The following is a 14,779-nucleotide window of genomic DNA, read 5'->3' as shown; positions in this document are numbered from 1 at the left end:
CGGCGCTACGCGCCGACCTCTCCCCGCAAGCGGGGCGAGGTTGGAATTATTCTCCCGTAAACTCCTCACGCCGATATCCCTGCGCGTAAAGCAGCGCGGTGAGATCGCCGTGATCGATCCGCGCGGCCGCCGCCGCGGCGACCGCGGGCTTGGCGTGGTAGGCGACGCCGAGGCCGGCATTCTCGATCATGCCGAGATCGTTGGCGCCGTCGCCGACTGCCAGCGTATCGAGATTGTCGAGGTCGAAGGATTCGCGCAGCTCGACCAAGGTTGCCAGTTTGACAGCGCGGCCCAAAATCGGCTCGGCGACCTCGCCGGTGAGCTTGCCGTCCTCGATCTTCAATTCATTGGCGCGATTTTCCTGGAAGCCGATCATCGCCGCGACCGCGTTGGTAAAAAGCGTGAACCCGCCCGAGATCAGGCAGGTGTAGGCGCCGTGGGCGCGCATGGTCGCGACCAATTCGCGGCCGCCCGGCGTCAACGTGATGCGCTTGGCCAGCACCTGGTCGACCACGCTGGCCGACAGGCCCTTGAGCAGCGCGACGCGTTCGCGTAGCGCCGGTTCGAATTCGATCTCGCCGCGCATCGCGCGTTCGGTGATAGCTGCGACATGTGCCTTCAGGCCGGCAAAGTCCGCCAGTTCGTCGACGCATTCCTGGCCGATCATGGTGGAATCCATGTCGGCCAGCAAAAGTTTCTTGCGCCGGAACGCCTGAGGCTGCACGACAATGTCGATCGGCAGGTCGCCTCGCGCCTCGCGCAGGCGGGCGACGATGGCGGCGATGGCCTCGCTGCCGGTGAACGGGATATCGACCGCGACTTCGTCGAACAGCCATTGCGGGGGAGCGGGTGAGGGAAGCACGGCGCACGCGCCATCGACGATCGTTGAATCGAGCGCGGGGTCGGCAGGATTGCAAATGAGCGTGGCGACGAGAGACATGTGACGTGAATTCGCTTGAGGAAAACCGCAGCGCCGTTCTTATCGCAGGGCCGACCGCCAGCGGCAAGTCGGCGCTGGCGCTTGCGCTGGCGAAGGCAACCGGCGGCGTCATCATCAACGCCGATTCCATGCAGGTGTATCGCGACCTGCGGATTATCACGGCGCGGCCGACGCCGGAGGAAGAGGCGGCCGTGCCGCATCGGCTCTATGGTCACGTCGATGCCGCGGTGAATTTCTCCGCCGGCAGTTGGGTAGCCGATGCCGCGGTGGCGCTCGGCGAAGCACGCGCGCAAAACCGGCTGCCGATATTTGCCGGTGGCTCGGGGCTGTACTTCAAGGCGTTGACGCGGGGTCTGTCGGCGGTGCCGCCGATCCCTGTCGGGATCCGCGAAAGCGTGCGAGCACGGCTGGCGCGCGACGGCGTCGAGGCGCTGCAGGCTGAACTGGCGCGGCGCGATCCCGCGTCCGCCGAACGGCTGAAGCCGCGCGATCGCACCCGGCTCGCGCGTGCGCTGGAGGTGGTCGAGGCTACCGGGCGTTCGCTCTCCGACTGGCATCGCGAGGGATTGCCGCCGCTGTTGCCACCGGGTCGGTTCCGCGCGGTGTTTCTCGAGGTCGATCGCGACCAGCTTTACGCGCGGATCGATGCGCGCTTCGAGGCGATGCTGATGGCGGGGGCACTGGAGGAGGTCGCAGCGCTGGCGGCGTGGCGGCTCGACCCGCTGTTGCCGGCCATGAAGGCCCATGGCGTGCCGGCGCTGATCCGGCACCTGCGGGGCGAGATCGCGCTGGAGGAGGCGGCCGCGATCGGACGTGCCGACACCCGTCATTACGCCAAGCGGCAGTTCACCTGGTTCCGGCACCAACTGCCTGAATTCGAATGGGTCAGACCGGAAGCTGTAGGGCGATGGCTGGAGACCGTCATTCCGGGTCTGGTCTTTCGGACCATGCCGGAATGACAGTGGAAAAACCCCCGGAACCCCGCTAAGCTCTGGTTTGAAGCGCAGACCACCGCCTCCCTTGACTTTCAGGGCGTGGCTTGTATGTTCCGCGCAACCTTTGGGAAGTCTGAGCCATCCAATGCGTAATAAAATTACCAAACTCCTTATCGTCGTCGTACCCAGGCGCACCGCCGGGGATGGCTAGGCCATCCACATTCGGGCGGTGTGCATGGGGCCTCTTGGGCCCTTTTTTATTTTCTGAAAATCCAACCGAACGACGCGAGCCGAACTGAACCAGTCTCAACTAAAGCAAGCCGCTGACAAAAGCGCAGCCGGAGCCAGCCATGAGCGACAAGAGCCACGATCCGAACCAGATGACCGGCGCAGCGATGATCGTCCGCGCGCTGATCGATCATGGCGTCAAGCATATCTTCGGCTATCCCGGCGGAGCGGTGCTGCCGATCTATGACGAGCTTTTTCAGCAGGACGAGGTCGAGCACATCCTGGTGCGGCACGAGCAGGGCGCCGGCCACGCTGCGGAAGGTTATGCGCGCTCGACCGGACGGCCGGGTGTGGTGCTGGTGACCTCGGGGCCGGGCGCCACCAACATGGTGACGCCGCTGACCGACGCGTTGATGGATTCGATCCCGCTGGTGTGCATCACCGGGCAGGTGCCGACGCACCTGATCGGCAATGACGCGTTCCAGGAATGCGACACCGTCGGCATCACCCGGCCCTGCACCAAGCACAACTGGCTGGTGCGCAATGTCAACGATCTGGCCAAGGTGCTGCACGAGGCGTTCTACGTCGCCAGCACGGGCCGTCCCGGGCCTGTGGTCGTCGACGTGCCCAAGGACGTGCAGTTCGCGGTCGGCACCTATCACCCGCCGCGCAAGTCGGACGTGCACGTGTCGTACGCGCCGCGGGTCAAGGGCGACGCGTCGCAGATCAGGAAAGCCGTGGCGCTGCTGGCCTCCGCCAAGCGCCCGGTGATCTACAGCGGCGGCGGTGTCATCAATTCCGGCCCCGAGGCTTCGAAACTGTTGCGCCAACTGGTCGAAGCCACCGGCTTTCCGATCACCTCGACCTTGATGGGCCTTGGCGCTTATCCGGCGTCGGGCAAGAACTGGCTCGGCATGCTCGGCATGCACGGCACCTACGAAGCCAACATGGCGATGCACGGTTGCGACGCCATGCTGTGCGTCGGCGCCCGCTTCGACGACCGCATCACCGGGCGCATCGATGCATTTTCGCCCGGCTCGAAGAAAATCCATATCGACATCGACCCGTCCTCGATCAACAAGAACATCCGCGTCGATATTCCGATCATCGGCGACGCCGGCAACGTGCTGGGCGACCTGCTGCAGGTGTTCAAGGCGGAAGCGAAAAAGCCCGATATCCGGCCCTGGTGGCAGGAGATCGCAAAATGGCGCGCGCGCAATTCGCTGTCCTACAAGAAGAACAGCGATGTCATCCTGCCGCAATTCGCGATTCAGCGCCTGTTCGAGGCGACGCGTGGGCGTGACGTCTACATCACCACCGAAGTCGGCCAGCACCAGATGTGGGCGGCGCAGTTCTTCGGCTTCGAGCAGCCGCACCGCTGGATGACCTCGGGCGGTCTCGGCACCATGGGCTACGGTCTGCCGGCGGCGATCGGCGTCCAGGTCGCGCATCCGGGCAGCCTCGTGATCGACATCGCCGGCGATGCCTCGGTGCAGATGACGATGCAGGAGATGTCGACCGCGATCCAGTATGAGCTGCCGGTCAAGATTTTCATCCTGAACAACCAGTACATGGGCATGGTGCGGCAGTGGCAGCAACTGCTGCACGGCAACCGGCTGTCGCACACCTATTCGGAGGCGCTGCCGGACTTCGTCAAGCTCGCGGAAGCCTTCGGCTGTGTCGGCATCCAGGCGATCAAGCCCGGCGATCTCGACGGCGCCATCAAGGAGATGATCAACGTCAAGCGTCCGGTGCTGTTCGATTGCCGGGTGGCGGCGCTGGAGAATTGCTTTCCGATGATCCCGTCCGGCAAGGCGCATAACGAAATGCTGCTGCCGGCCGAAGCCAACGACGAAGCCACCGCCGCGGCCTTTGCCGGCGGCAAGGCGCTGGTGTGAGGATCGATGTCCGGCACCAAGGCCGGGCACCGCGAACGAGACAACGACGAGGATTTGCAATGAACCAGCCCGCATCCGCCTACTTCATGGAAGAGCGCCATGATCCGATCGAGGCGCATACCCTCTCGGTGCTGGTGCAAAACGAGCCGGGCGTGCTCGCGCGCGTGATCGGGCTGTTCTCCGGGCGCGGCTACAACATCGAGAGCCTCACCGTCTCGGAGACCGAGAACCAGAAGCACGTCTCCCGCATCACCATCGTCACCACCGGCACGCCGATGGTGATCGAGCAGATCAAGCACCAGCTCGACCGCATGGTTCCGGTATATCGGGTCGTCGACATGACGCTGTCCGGCCGCTCGATTGAACGCGAGCTTGCGATGGTGAAACTGCGCGGCACCGGCGAGCATCGCGTCGAGGCGCTGCGGCTGGCGGAGGCGTTTCGCGCCCGGGTGATCGACGCCACCACCGAGAGCTTCGTGTTCGAGATCACCGGCAACTCCGCCAAGATCAACCAGTTCATCGACCTGATGCGCCCGCTCGGCCTCGTCGAGGTCTCGCGCACCGGGGTTGCCGCCATCGCGCGCGGACCCGAGGGGATGTGAATCATGCTGGCGCGCGACTGGTATTACAGCGAACGGCGGCAGCTCGGTCTGGATTCCGCGGTCGCCTCGATCTGCGACCGCCACGATGACAGCGACGCCCGCGCCCGTGCGGTGCTGACCATGCTCGGCGTGCAGCCCGGCTGGCGGATAGCCGATATCGGCTGCGGCAACGGCGTGCTGGCCTGCGAGGCGGCCCAGCTGGGGGCCGAGGTCGACGCCATCGATATCTCGCCGGCGATGCTGGCGCTCGCCGAAATCCAGGCGCGCGACCGCAAGGTCGCGATTCGGACCCAGTCGGCGGGACTGTTGAGTTTCGCCTATCAGCCCAATTCCTACGACCTCGTCGTCAGCGAGTTCGCGCTGCATCACCTGCCGGATTTCTGGAAAGCGGTGGCGCTGTCGCGGATCTACGGCGCGCTGAAGCCGGGCGCCTGCTTCTTCCTGCGCGACATCGTGTTCGTCAGCATGCCTGACAGTCCCGAACGCAGCGTCGAGGCGTGGGCCGACTTCAACATCAAGAACCACGGTTTTGCGCGCGACAGCGTGATTACCCATATGCGCGACGAGTATTCGACCTTCGGCTGGGTGATCGAGCGCATGCTGACCGACGTCGGCTTCACGCTGATCTCGGCCGATTATCATGCGCCGCTGCATGGCACCTACCATTTGCGGAAACCGAAATCCGGCGAGCAGAGCTAGGACGGACGTCGATGAAGCCAGCCGACGTTTTCCTGGCCGTCCTGGTCGCGGCGATCTGGGGACTTGCCTTTGTCGCAAGCCGGATCGCGCTCGACGAGTTTTCGCCGGAACTGATGACGGCGCTGCGGTTCGCGATCGCGGCGTTGCCGTGCCTCTTGGTGCCGCGGCCGAAGGTTTCGTGGCCGATCCTGATCTCGATCAGCTTCACGCTGTTTCTCGGCCAGTTCCTGGCGCAGGCCTACGGCATCGCGCACGGCGTTCCCGTCGGCCTGTCCAGCGTGATCGTGCAAAGCCAGGCACTGTTCACCATCGGCTTTGCCGCGATCGCGTTCCGGGAGCTGCCGACGGCGCGCCAGACCGCCGGCATCGTCATCGCGGCCATCGGCCTGCTGATGATCTGCGGCACCGTCGGCTATGATTTTTCGGTCGGCGCCTTCGCGGTGCTGATGGTTTGCCCGATCAGTTTCGCGATCGGCAACCTGCTGCTGCGCCGGGCCCAGGGCGTGCGGATGTTCGACCTGTTTGCCTGGCTGTGCCTGGTGGCCGCGATCCCGCTGTTCGCATTGACGCTGGTGGTCCACGGACCGGAGGCGACCTGGCATGCGCTGTGGCACATGTCGCTGACCGGCCTCGTCTGCATGCTGTGCCTCGGGGGAATTTCCACCAGCATCGCCTATTGGCTGTGGGGCCGCCTGCTGCGCGATTACACCGCCGCGCAAGTGGTGCCGTTCGCGCTGCTGGTGCCGTTCGTCGGCGCCGCGGCGTCCAGCATCGTGTTCGGCGAACGGTTCGGGCCGCTGCGGCTGTCCGGCATGGTCATCGTCGTCTGCGGCATCGCCATCATGCTGCTGTCGAAGCGGCCGCAAGCCGGAACAGAACCAGCCGCGTCGAAGCAAATTCTGCCGGAAATCGCCTGAGTGCCAGATGTCGCAGCCGCTTTTCGTCGCCTTTGTCGTGTTCGCCGCCGTGATGTATTTCACGCCGGGGCCGAACAACATCATGTCGCTGTCGGCGGGACTGACCTATGGCTTTCGCCGCACCTTGCCCCAGATCGCCGGTATCACGATCGGTTGCGCCTTCATGGTCGCAGTGGCGGGGCTCGGCTTCGGGACCGTCTTCATCGCCTATCCGCTGCTGCAAACCGTCCTCAAATATGCCGGCGCGGCCTATCTGGTCTATCTGGCGGCCATGATCGCTCTGGCGGAGCCGGTCGCGCCGGGACAGGACAACCGGCGCGGTCCGATGAGCTTCTGGGGCGCGGCGATGTTCCAGTGGGTGAATGTCAAGGGCTGGGTCATGGTGATCGGCACCATCACCGCCTATGCCGGCATTGCCAGTTTCCCCTGGAACATCGTTATCCAGGTGGCAGTCAACCTCGTTCTGGGCGTGGTCGCCACGTCGGCCTGGGCGCTATCGGGCAGTTCGCTGCGCTCGTTCATGACCTCGCCCCGGATGGTGCGAGCCTTCAATATCGTGATGGCCATGCTGCTGCTGGCCTCGCTCTATCCGGTCTTCATGGAGGCATGACGTGGCCTTGTGCCATGCAGAAACGGGTTTCCCCTCGGGGAGAAAATGCTCTAGACAACGCCGGAAATTTGCAGGCGACCGGCGGTCCCGACGATCACGACGCCTCATCAATCGGCCTACTGCGGCAACTTAAAAGGAAACGACCATGCGTGTTTATTACGATCGCGACGCCGACCTCAACCTGATCAAGGGCAAGAAGGTCTGCATCGTCGGCTACGGCAGCCAGGGCCATGCCCATGCACTGAACCTGAAGGATTCCGGGGTCAAGGAAGTCGCCATCGCGCTGCGCAAGGGCTCGGCGTCCGCCAAGAAGGCCGAGGCCGCCGGTTTCAAGGTGATGGAAGTCGCCGAGGCCGCCAAGTGGGCCGACGTGATGATGATGCTGACGCCGGACGAATTGCAGGGCGACATCTACCGCGATCATCTGCACGCCAACATGAAGAACGGCGCGGCGCTGTTGTTCGCGCACGGCCTCAACGTGCATTTCAACCTGCTGGAGCCGCGCGCCGATCTTGACGTGCTGATGATCGCGCCGAAGGGCCCCGGCCATACCGTGCGCTCGGAATACCAGCGCGGCGGCGGCGTGCCCTGCCTGATCGCGATCCACAAGGACACCTCGGGCAACGCCCATGACCTCGGCCTCAGCTACGCTTCCGCCATCGGCGGCGGCCGCGCCGGCATCATCGAGACCTCGTTCAAGGAGGAATGCGAGACCGACCTTTTCGGCGAACAGGTGGTGCTGTGCGGCGGCCTGGTCGAACTGATCAAGGGCGGCTACGAGACGCTGGTCGAAGCCGGCTACGCGCCCGAGATGGCCTATTTCGAGTGCCTGCACGAGGTCAAGCTGATCGTCGACCTGATCTATGAAGGCGGCATCGCCAACATGAACTACTCGATCTCCAATACCGCCGAATACGGCGAATACGTCTCCGGCCCGCGCATCGTCACCGAAGAGACCAAGAAGGAGATGAAGCGCGTGCTCAACGACATCCAGTCCGGCAGGTTCGCGCGCGACTGGATGCTGGAGAACAAGGTCAACCAGACTTCGTTCAAGGCCACCCGCGCCAAGCTCGCAACCCACCCGATCGAGCAAGTCGGCGCCAAGCTCCGCGACATGATGCCGTGGATCAAGAAGGGTGCTTTGGTCGACAAGACCAGGAACTGAGACGCGTTCCGGCGCTGATTGCCGCACCGCACACGCGTCTCGCGACAAATCGCTCTCGGCCGCCGGTCGCTTTCAGTCGACCGGCGCGCCTGCTATCGTCGCATCCGACAACAAACCTGAAGCAAACTGTCCGGCATGAAGCCGTCTCGTCCCGCATCGCGGCGAAGAGTGACTTCGCCTTTTAGACTGATGCGCTAGCCGCGCGTTGTGTTACCCTAACACCATCAAAACATCGGCATAAGCCGGGCTGGCCATGAAATTCCGGGGAGGAAACAATGGACCGCACGCTCGAGCGCTCGACCATGCGCAAGGTCTATCTGCGTCTGCTGCCGTTTGCAGTCTTGTCTTACGTGCTTGCCTACATCGATCGGATCAATGTCAGCTTCGCCGGGCTCACCATGCGCAGCGATATCGGCATGTCGGCCGGCACCTTCGGATTTGCCGTCGGGATGTTCTACTGGGGGTATTTCATCTTCGAGGTGCCGAGCAACGTCATCCTGGAAAAGATCGGCGCCAGAATATGGATTGCCCGGATCATGATCACCTGGGGAATCCTGGCGGGGATGACCGCCCTGGTTACAGGTTCGACGAGCTTTGCGATCGTGCGCTTCCTGCTGGGCGTCGCCGAGGCCGGATTCTTTCCCGGCATTATTCTTTACTTCACCTACTGGTTTCCGAGCCAGCATCACGCCCGCATCGTCTCGGGCTTTCTGGTCGGGCTGCCGGTTGCGGTGGCACTCGGCGCGCCGATATCGACGGGGCTGCTCGGCCTCGACGGCCTGTTCGGCCTGCGCGGATGGCAAGTCATGTACATCGCCGAGGCAATCCCGACGGTGGTGATCGGGGTGATCACATTGTTCGTGCTCACCGACCGGCCTGAACAGGCAACATTCCTCACCGCCGAGGAACGCAACTGGCTCGTCACCACGATTGCCGCCGAACGCCGCGCGACCGAAGCGGTGCGCAAATTCACGCTGTGGCAGGCGCTGTACAATCCGAAAGTGCTGCTGCTGGCGTTGAACTATTTCGGCATCGTCACGGCAAGTCTCGGCATGCTGATCTTCATTCCGCAGATGATCAAATCGCTGGGCGACTACAGCAACATGACGGTCGGCTGGCTCACCATGATTCCCTATATCTGTGGCGCCATCGCCATGGTGGTGTGGGGGCGGATATCCGACCGCATGAACGAGCGGCGCTGGAATCTGTTCATCGGCTGCGTGTTCTCGACCGTCGGGCTGGCGATCGCCGGCATGACGATGGGAACGTGGTGGGCGCTGGTGGGAATGTCGATCGCCGCGATGGGTTTTTATGGCTCGAAAGGCCCGTTTTTCGCCATGCCGCCGATGTTCCTCAGTGGCGCCGGACTGGCGGCGGGCATCGCCTGGATCAACTCGATCGGCAATCTCGGGGGCTTCTTCGGGCCCTGGTATGTCGGCGTCATGAAAGACCTGACCGGCAATTACTCGGGTGGTCTTTATGGACTGGCGTTGCTCGGCCTGATCGCTGCAATCGTTTGCGCGCTGTTTCTGCACATTCCCAATCGCTTGCCGTCGTCGGCGATCGGCGCACCTGCGGAATGATGATGTTGAAAGCTGCGTGGTGCTAACCTCTCCCCGCGCGCGGGGCGAGGGAGCGCACCGCCGCAACGGTTCCTCGGTTTCGCTGCCGTCACTGAAGGTGCTATCGTCGTCATTGCGAGGAGCGTGAGCCACGAAGCAACTTAATTCTCCTGTGCGGCTTGCGCTCGCCATGACGTGAAGGGTCAATCATGCAATCTGTTGTCATTACCGGGGCGTCGACCGGCATCGGCTGGGCGACTGCCAAATTGCTGCTCGACCGCGGCTTTCGGGTGTTCGGGAGCGTGCGCAAGCAGGCCGACGCCGATCGCCTCAAGGGCGAATTCGGCGCCAACTTCACCCCTTTGCTGTTCGACGTCACCGACGAGGCGGCGGTGTTGGCCGCCGCCCGCGAGGTCTGCGCGGCGCTCGGTGGCGAGACGCTGTCTGGCCTCGTCAACAATGCCGGCGTTGCGGTGGCGGGACCGCTGCTTGAATTGTCGGCCGACCAGTTCCGCCGCCAGATGGAAGTGAATGTCATGGGACCGGTCATCGCCACCCAGGCGTTCGCTCCGCTGCTCGGGTCCGACCGGTCGCTGAAGGGAAAGCCGGGACGGATCGTGATGATCAGCTCGGTGGCCGGCAAAAGCGGCAACCCGCTGTCGTCGGCCTATGTCGCATCCAAGCACGCGATCGAGGGACTGTCCGAGAGCCTGCGCCGCGAACTGATGCTGTTCGGGATCGACGTCATCACGGTGGCGCCGGGCGCGGTGAAGACGCCGATCTGGGCCAAGGGCGACGAGGTCGACATGTCCGCCTACAGCAACTCGCCGTATTTGCCGGCGCTGGAAAAGGTCCGCCAGTTCACCAAATACCTGAGCCGGATCGGATTGCCGCCGGAGAAGGTGGCCGAACGGATCGCGCAAGCCCTGACCTCGGCCAATCCCAAGGTGCGCTATTCCATCACCCCGGATCCGATGCGGCACCTGATCACGGCCATCCTGCCGAAGCGGATGGTCGACAAGATCATCGCCAAACGCCTCGGGTTGCTGCCGCCGGCCTGATCCCGCCCGCGGTAAGGTTGCCAGGCGGAAATTGGCTGCGGGATCCAGGAATCCAACCGCTTCTGTTGCGCCGCGATGACGGTTCCACTACATTTTTATGACATGCCACAGGTTCCGGCTGCGGCGTCCGCCTTCTGGTCATCGCCAGCCAAGGCCCTTCAGGCAGTGCCGGGTGTAGTTGCGTCCCGCCATGGCGTCCGCGCCAAATCCAGGTCCGTCCGCTACCGTCGCCGCCACCGGCCTCGCCGCAATCGGCATCTGGCGGCTGCTGGCGGTCGCCGCACCGCACCTGGCGGCGCTGGCCGTCATGCTGCAGACCGAAACCGATTTCGGTTCGCGCACCGGCTTTCTGCTGTCGTGGGGCATCCTGAACTTCTTCTGGATCGCGTTGCTGAGGCGTCCGGCTTTGTCGGGCGCGCTGTCGCTGACCCTGGTGGTGGTGCTGATCCTGCTGTCGCGGCTCAAGCACGACATCGTGCAGATGACCGCCAACTTCGTCGACCTGATGGTGATCGACCGCGACACCGCGGCGTTCCTGTTTACCATCTTCCCCAATCTGCGCTGGTCGGTGATCTCTGCGGGGTTCCTCGTCGTTCCGCTGATGTACGCGCTGTGGTGGCTCGATCCGTTCCGCATCCGCCGGCTGCCGGCGGCGGCCGGTGCGCTGGCCTGTCTTGCCGCGCTGGTCGGATATTCCTTTGCGTGGCCCGACGAAGCGTGGCGCGGCTATTACGATGACGGCTACCTGTCGAAGTTTTCCCGCTCCGGCGTGATCGCGGTATCGGATTTCATCAATTACGGCTTCATGGAATCGGACGCGGTGGCGACCGGGCGTCTCAAGGTGCCGCTGCTGGATTCCTGCCATCCCGCCGGGCGGCGGCCCAACATCATAATGATCCATGATGAATCCAGTTTCGACGTTCGCGAGGCCGATGGCGTCAAGGTGCCGGCGGGCTATGGCAGCCACTTCAACTCGTACGACGGCAAGGAGCGCAAGTTCCTGGCCGAGAGCAGTGGCGGCCCGAGCTGGTTCACCGAATACAACGTGCTGGCCGGGCTGTCGTCGCGCTCGTTCGGCCGGTTCGCCTATTTCGTGACCCGCATCGCGTCGAGCCGCGTCGAGCGCGGACTGCCGCTGGCGCTGCGCCGCTGCGGCTACAATACGCTTTCGCTCTATCCGGCCTTCGGCGCCTTCATGAGCGCGCGCAGTTTCCAGTTGACCACCGGCATCCAGCATTTCTTCGACGCGCACGATCTCGGCGCCAGGGATGTCGAGCCCGACAGTTTCTTTTACGATTCGGCGCTGAAGCTGATGGCGCAGGAAACGCCTGATGCGCCGCTGTTCGCCTTCGTCTATCTCGCCGCCAATCATTTCCCGTGGGAGACGAGATTCCGCCCCGACCTGATGCCGTTCTGGCGCCGGCCCGGCAATGAGCCCGTGGTCGACGAATATCTGCGCCGGCAGGCGATGAGCGCCGGCGATTACACCGCCTTCATCGCCGGCCTGAAAAAGAAATTTCCGGGCAAGCCGTTTCTGATCGTGCGCTACGGCGATCATCAGCCGGAATTCTCGCCGCATCTGCTCGATCCCGGTCTCGATGAAGCCGGCGTCGGCAAGAAGCTGGACAATTACGACCCGCGTTACTACGCGACCTATTACGCCATCGATGCGATCAATTTCGAGCCGGTCAAGAGCCCGGTGGTGATGGATACGATCGACGGACCCTATCTGCCGCTGGTGATCCAGGAAGCCGCCGGCATCCCGCTCGATCCCTCGTTCGAGGAGCAGAAGAGAATCATGCTGCGCTGTAAAGGCCTGTTCTATGCCTGCAAGGACGGCGCCGAAGCCCGGCGCTTCAACCGGTTGTTGATCGACGCCGGCCTGGTCCACGGATTATAGGGCTACCGGACTCTAACGACGTTCCGCACAGCTGGAAGCTACAACCCCCCTTATCGGCTTGTCACCGGATACCCAATACTCCGGTTGCAATGACGTTCGCCGCCTCTTACCCTTGTGTGGGAACGGGGAAGAAAAGTGCATGGAAATCCAGGCTTTTGGCTATCTTGGCTTAGGCGCATCGAACCTTGACGACTGGGCGGCTTTCGCCACGTCTACGATCGGCATGCAATCCGCGGACCGGGCCAGCTCGATGCGCGCCTTCCGCATGGACGACCGCAAGCAGCGCTTGTTTATCGATCGCGCCATCGAAGCTGGCACCCAGGTCTTCGGCTGGGAAGTCGCCAACGCCGCTGCACTCGACTCACTCGCCGGCCGCCTCGAAGCCGGCGGTGTCGCCGTGAAACGCGAACCCGCGGCTCTTGCTGACCAGCGTTGCGTGACGGGCCTGATCTCTTTCACTGACCCTGCCGGCAACCGCCTGGAAGCCTTCCATGGCGCCCATATCGCCGACGCTACCTTCAAGCCCAGCCGGGACGTCTCCGGTTTCCGCACCGGCCCGCAAGGAATGGGACACACTCTTTTGACCGTCCCAGACATCGACGCTGCCCTGGCTTTCTACAAGGACCTGCTCGGCTTTCGCATCAGCGACTTCATGGTCGCGCCGTTGAAGGCCTATTTCATGCACGTCAACGCGCGCCATCACAGCGTTGCCATCGTCGCGGCACCGGTGCGCAGCATGCATCACCTGCTCGTCGAGTACTATCAGCTTGACGATGTCGGACAAGGCTATGACCTGCTGCAGAGTACCCCAGAGAAAATCGTCGCCACACTCGGTCGCCATCCGAATGACCTGATGACGTCGTATTACATGCGCACCCCGTCCGAGATTTACGTAGAGTGCGGCTGGGGCGGCAAAGAGGTCGACGACACAACGCCGCCTGTGGAGATGGCCAGCGTAGGCAGCTTCTGGGGCCACAAGGGCCTATTTGAGGACATCGGAGCGCCGCCCTCGGTTGTGCCCGATGTCGGTACGCGTCGCGCCCCCGTTCAGGTCATGGAAGGCAACTACCAACGCATGGCCGGCATCTGCCCCTGGTGGGACGCGACGCGAGGCAAAGGGCAATAGAATTCTTGCGGCTCGAACTCTTGGTCGAGAGTGCCCAGATACACCGCAGGATAATTTCCACGGCCTGCAGGCGGCCGGACTCAAAACATATTCCGCACGGCTGCCTCGCCGATGCCGTATTGAGCGAAGCCATTCAATGCTGTTAGTCTTGACGCGGAAGGGTTTTCTCTCGCTATGCTGATGCGTCTGTTCACACCGCAGTTCCTGATTTTCGCCTGGGGGATAGGCACGGCCATCGCGGTGCATTTTCGCGGCAAGGTGCGGCTCAAATACTGGCGCCAGCTCTCCGATCATTCCACGTTCATGGCCCCCTACAACGTGCTGATGTACCTGTTTTCGGCGGTACCAAACCAGCCGATCCTGCGCCAGGACGCGATCCCCGAACTCACCTTGCTTCGCGACAACTGGCAGGTGATCCGCGAGGAAGCGCTGGCGCTGTTCGCCCGGGGACAGATCAAGGCCGCCGATAAATATAACGACGCGGGCTTCAACTCGTTCTTTCGCGGCGGCTGGAAGCGGTTCTATCTGAAATGGTACGAACAGCCGCTGCCGTCGGCGATCGCCAACTGCCCGAAGACGGTCGAACTGGTGAGTGCGATCCCGAGCGTCAAGGGCGCGATGTTCGCCAGCCTGCCGTCCGGCGGCCGTCTGTTCGAGCACCGCGATCCCTATGCCGGCTCGCTGCGTTATCATCTGGGATTGCTGGTGCCGAAATCGCCGGGCGAATGCCGGATCTTCATCGACGGCGAGCCTTATAGCTGGCGCGAAGGCGAAGACATTCTGTTCGACGAGACCTATGTGCATTGGGCCGAGAACACCACCAGCGACAACCGCATCATCCTGTTCTGCGACGTCGAGCGCCCCTTGCACACCAAGGCGATGACCGCGGTCAACCGCTGGGTCAGCCGCCACATCATCAACGAAAGCGCCACCCAGAACGAAGAGGGCGAGCGTGTCGGCCTGGTGAACCGGATCTTCGGTTACGTCTACCATATACGGCTGGTCGGCAAGCGGATGAAGGCCTGGAACAGGCGGGTCTATTACGCGGTGAAATACCTGCTGCTGGGCGGGATATTCGCAGCGTTCCTGGCCACCGCGTTCCTTTGACGCGGCGCGCGTGTGTGCGTGCCGCGTCG

Annotated in this window: 13 protein-coding genes; 12 read left to right on the top strand and 1 reads right to left on the bottom strand. The window is 63.3% G+C overall.

Features of this window, described 5'->3' with window-relative positions; genetic code table 11:
• Positions 1–46 precede the first annotated feature (46 nt).
• Positions 47–940, bottom strand: coding sequence for a phosphoserine phosphatase SerB (gene serB / locus E7813_RS02680; RefSeq protein WP_291570593.1), 894 nt, complete (start codon positions 938–940; stop codon positions 47–49).
• A gap of 5 nt (positions 941–945) precedes the next feature.
• Here serB and miaA point away from each other — a divergent pair, with 5 nt between their 5' ends.
• The 12 genes from miaA (at position 946) to E7813_RS02620 (ending at position 14,750) form a co-directional block, all read left to right on the top strand.
• Positions 946–1,899, top strand: coding sequence for a tRNA (adenosine(37)-N6)-dimethylallyltransferase MiaA (miaA, locus tag E7813_RS02675; RefSeq protein ID WP_291570591.1), 954 nt, complete (start codon positions 946–948; stop codon positions 1,897–1,899).
• Positions 1,900–2,225: 326 nt separating this feature from the next.
• Complete coding sequence (locus tag E7813_RS02670) at positions 2,226–4,001, top strand: acetolactate synthase 3 large subunit (RefSeq protein WP_291570589.1); 1,776 nt, start codon at positions 2,226–2,228, stop codon at positions 3,999–4,001.
• A gap of 59 nt (positions 4,002–4,060) precedes the next feature.
• A complete protein-coding gene (ilvN, locus tag E7813_RS02665; protein ID WP_291570587.1) occupies positions 4,061–4,603 on the top strand; it encodes an acetolactate synthase small subunit in 543 nt (180 codons plus the stop codon).
• 3 nt (positions 4,604–4,606) lie between these two features.
• Positions 4,607–5,302, top strand: coding sequence for a class I SAM-dependent methyltransferase (locus E7813_RS02660; RefSeq protein ID WP_291570585.1), 696 nt, complete (start codon positions 4,607–4,609; stop codon positions 5,300–5,302).
• A gap of 11 nt (positions 5,303–5,313) precedes the next feature.
• A complete protein-coding gene (locus E7813_RS02655; RefSeq protein ID WP_291570583.1) occupies positions 5,314–6,219 on the top strand; it encodes an EamA family transporter in 906 nt (301 codons plus the stop codon).
• A 7-nt stretch (positions 6,220–6,226) separates the two neighbouring features.
• A complete protein-coding gene (locus tag E7813_RS02650) occupies positions 6,227–6,829 on the top strand; it encodes a LysE family translocator (protein ID WP_291570581.1) in 603 nt (200 codons plus the stop codon).
• A gap of 145 nt (positions 6,830–6,974) precedes the next feature.
• Positions 6,975–7,994, top strand: a complete 1,020-nt coding sequence (gene ilvC, locus E7813_RS02645; RefSeq protein ID WP_291570579.1) for a ketol-acid reductoisomerase — start codon at positions 6,975–6,977, stop codon at positions 7,992–7,994.
• Between the two features lie 275 nt (positions 7,995–8,269).
• On the top strand, positions 8,270–9,577 hold the full coding sequence (locus tag E7813_RS02640; protein ID WP_291570576.1) for an MFS transporter: 1,308 nt from the start codon (positions 8,270–8,272) through the stop codon (positions 9,575–9,577).
• A gap of 188 nt (positions 9,578–9,765) precedes the next feature.
• The gene (locus tag E7813_RS02635) at positions 9,766–10,617 is read left to right on the top strand and encodes an SDR family oxidoreductase (protein ID WP_291570574.1); all 852 of its coding nucleotides are present in this window, start codon (positions 9,766–9,768) and stop codon (positions 10,615–10,617) included.
• Between the two features lie 190 nt (positions 10,618–10,807).
• Entirely contained in the window at positions 10,808–12,517 is a 1,710-nt protein-coding gene (locus E7813_RS02630) for a sulfatase-like hydrolase/transferase (protein ID WP_291570573.1), read from the top strand.
• Positions 12,518–12,656: 139 nt separating this feature from the next.
• Entirely contained in the window at positions 12,657–13,643 is a 987-nt protein-coding gene (locus E7813_RS02625; RefSeq protein WP_291570571.1) for a VOC family protein, read from the top strand.
• A gap of 174 nt (positions 13,644–13,817) precedes the next feature.
• Positions 13,818–14,750 (top strand): aspartyl/asparaginyl beta-hydroxylase domain-containing protein, encoded by a 933-nt coding sequence (locus tag E7813_RS02620; RefSeq protein ID WP_291570569.1) that lies wholly within the window; start codon positions 13,818–13,820, stop codon positions 14,748–14,750.
• Positions 14,751–14,779 lie beyond the last annotated feature (29 nt).

It is taken from the genome of Bradyrhizobium sp., from assembly GCF_004799405.1.
In the GTDB taxonomy this organism is placed as follows: domain Bacteria; phylum Pseudomonadota; class Alphaproteobacteria; order Rhizobiales; family Xanthobacteraceae; genus Bradyrhizobium.
This window is presented reverse-complemented; position numbering and strand designations above follow the sequence as displayed.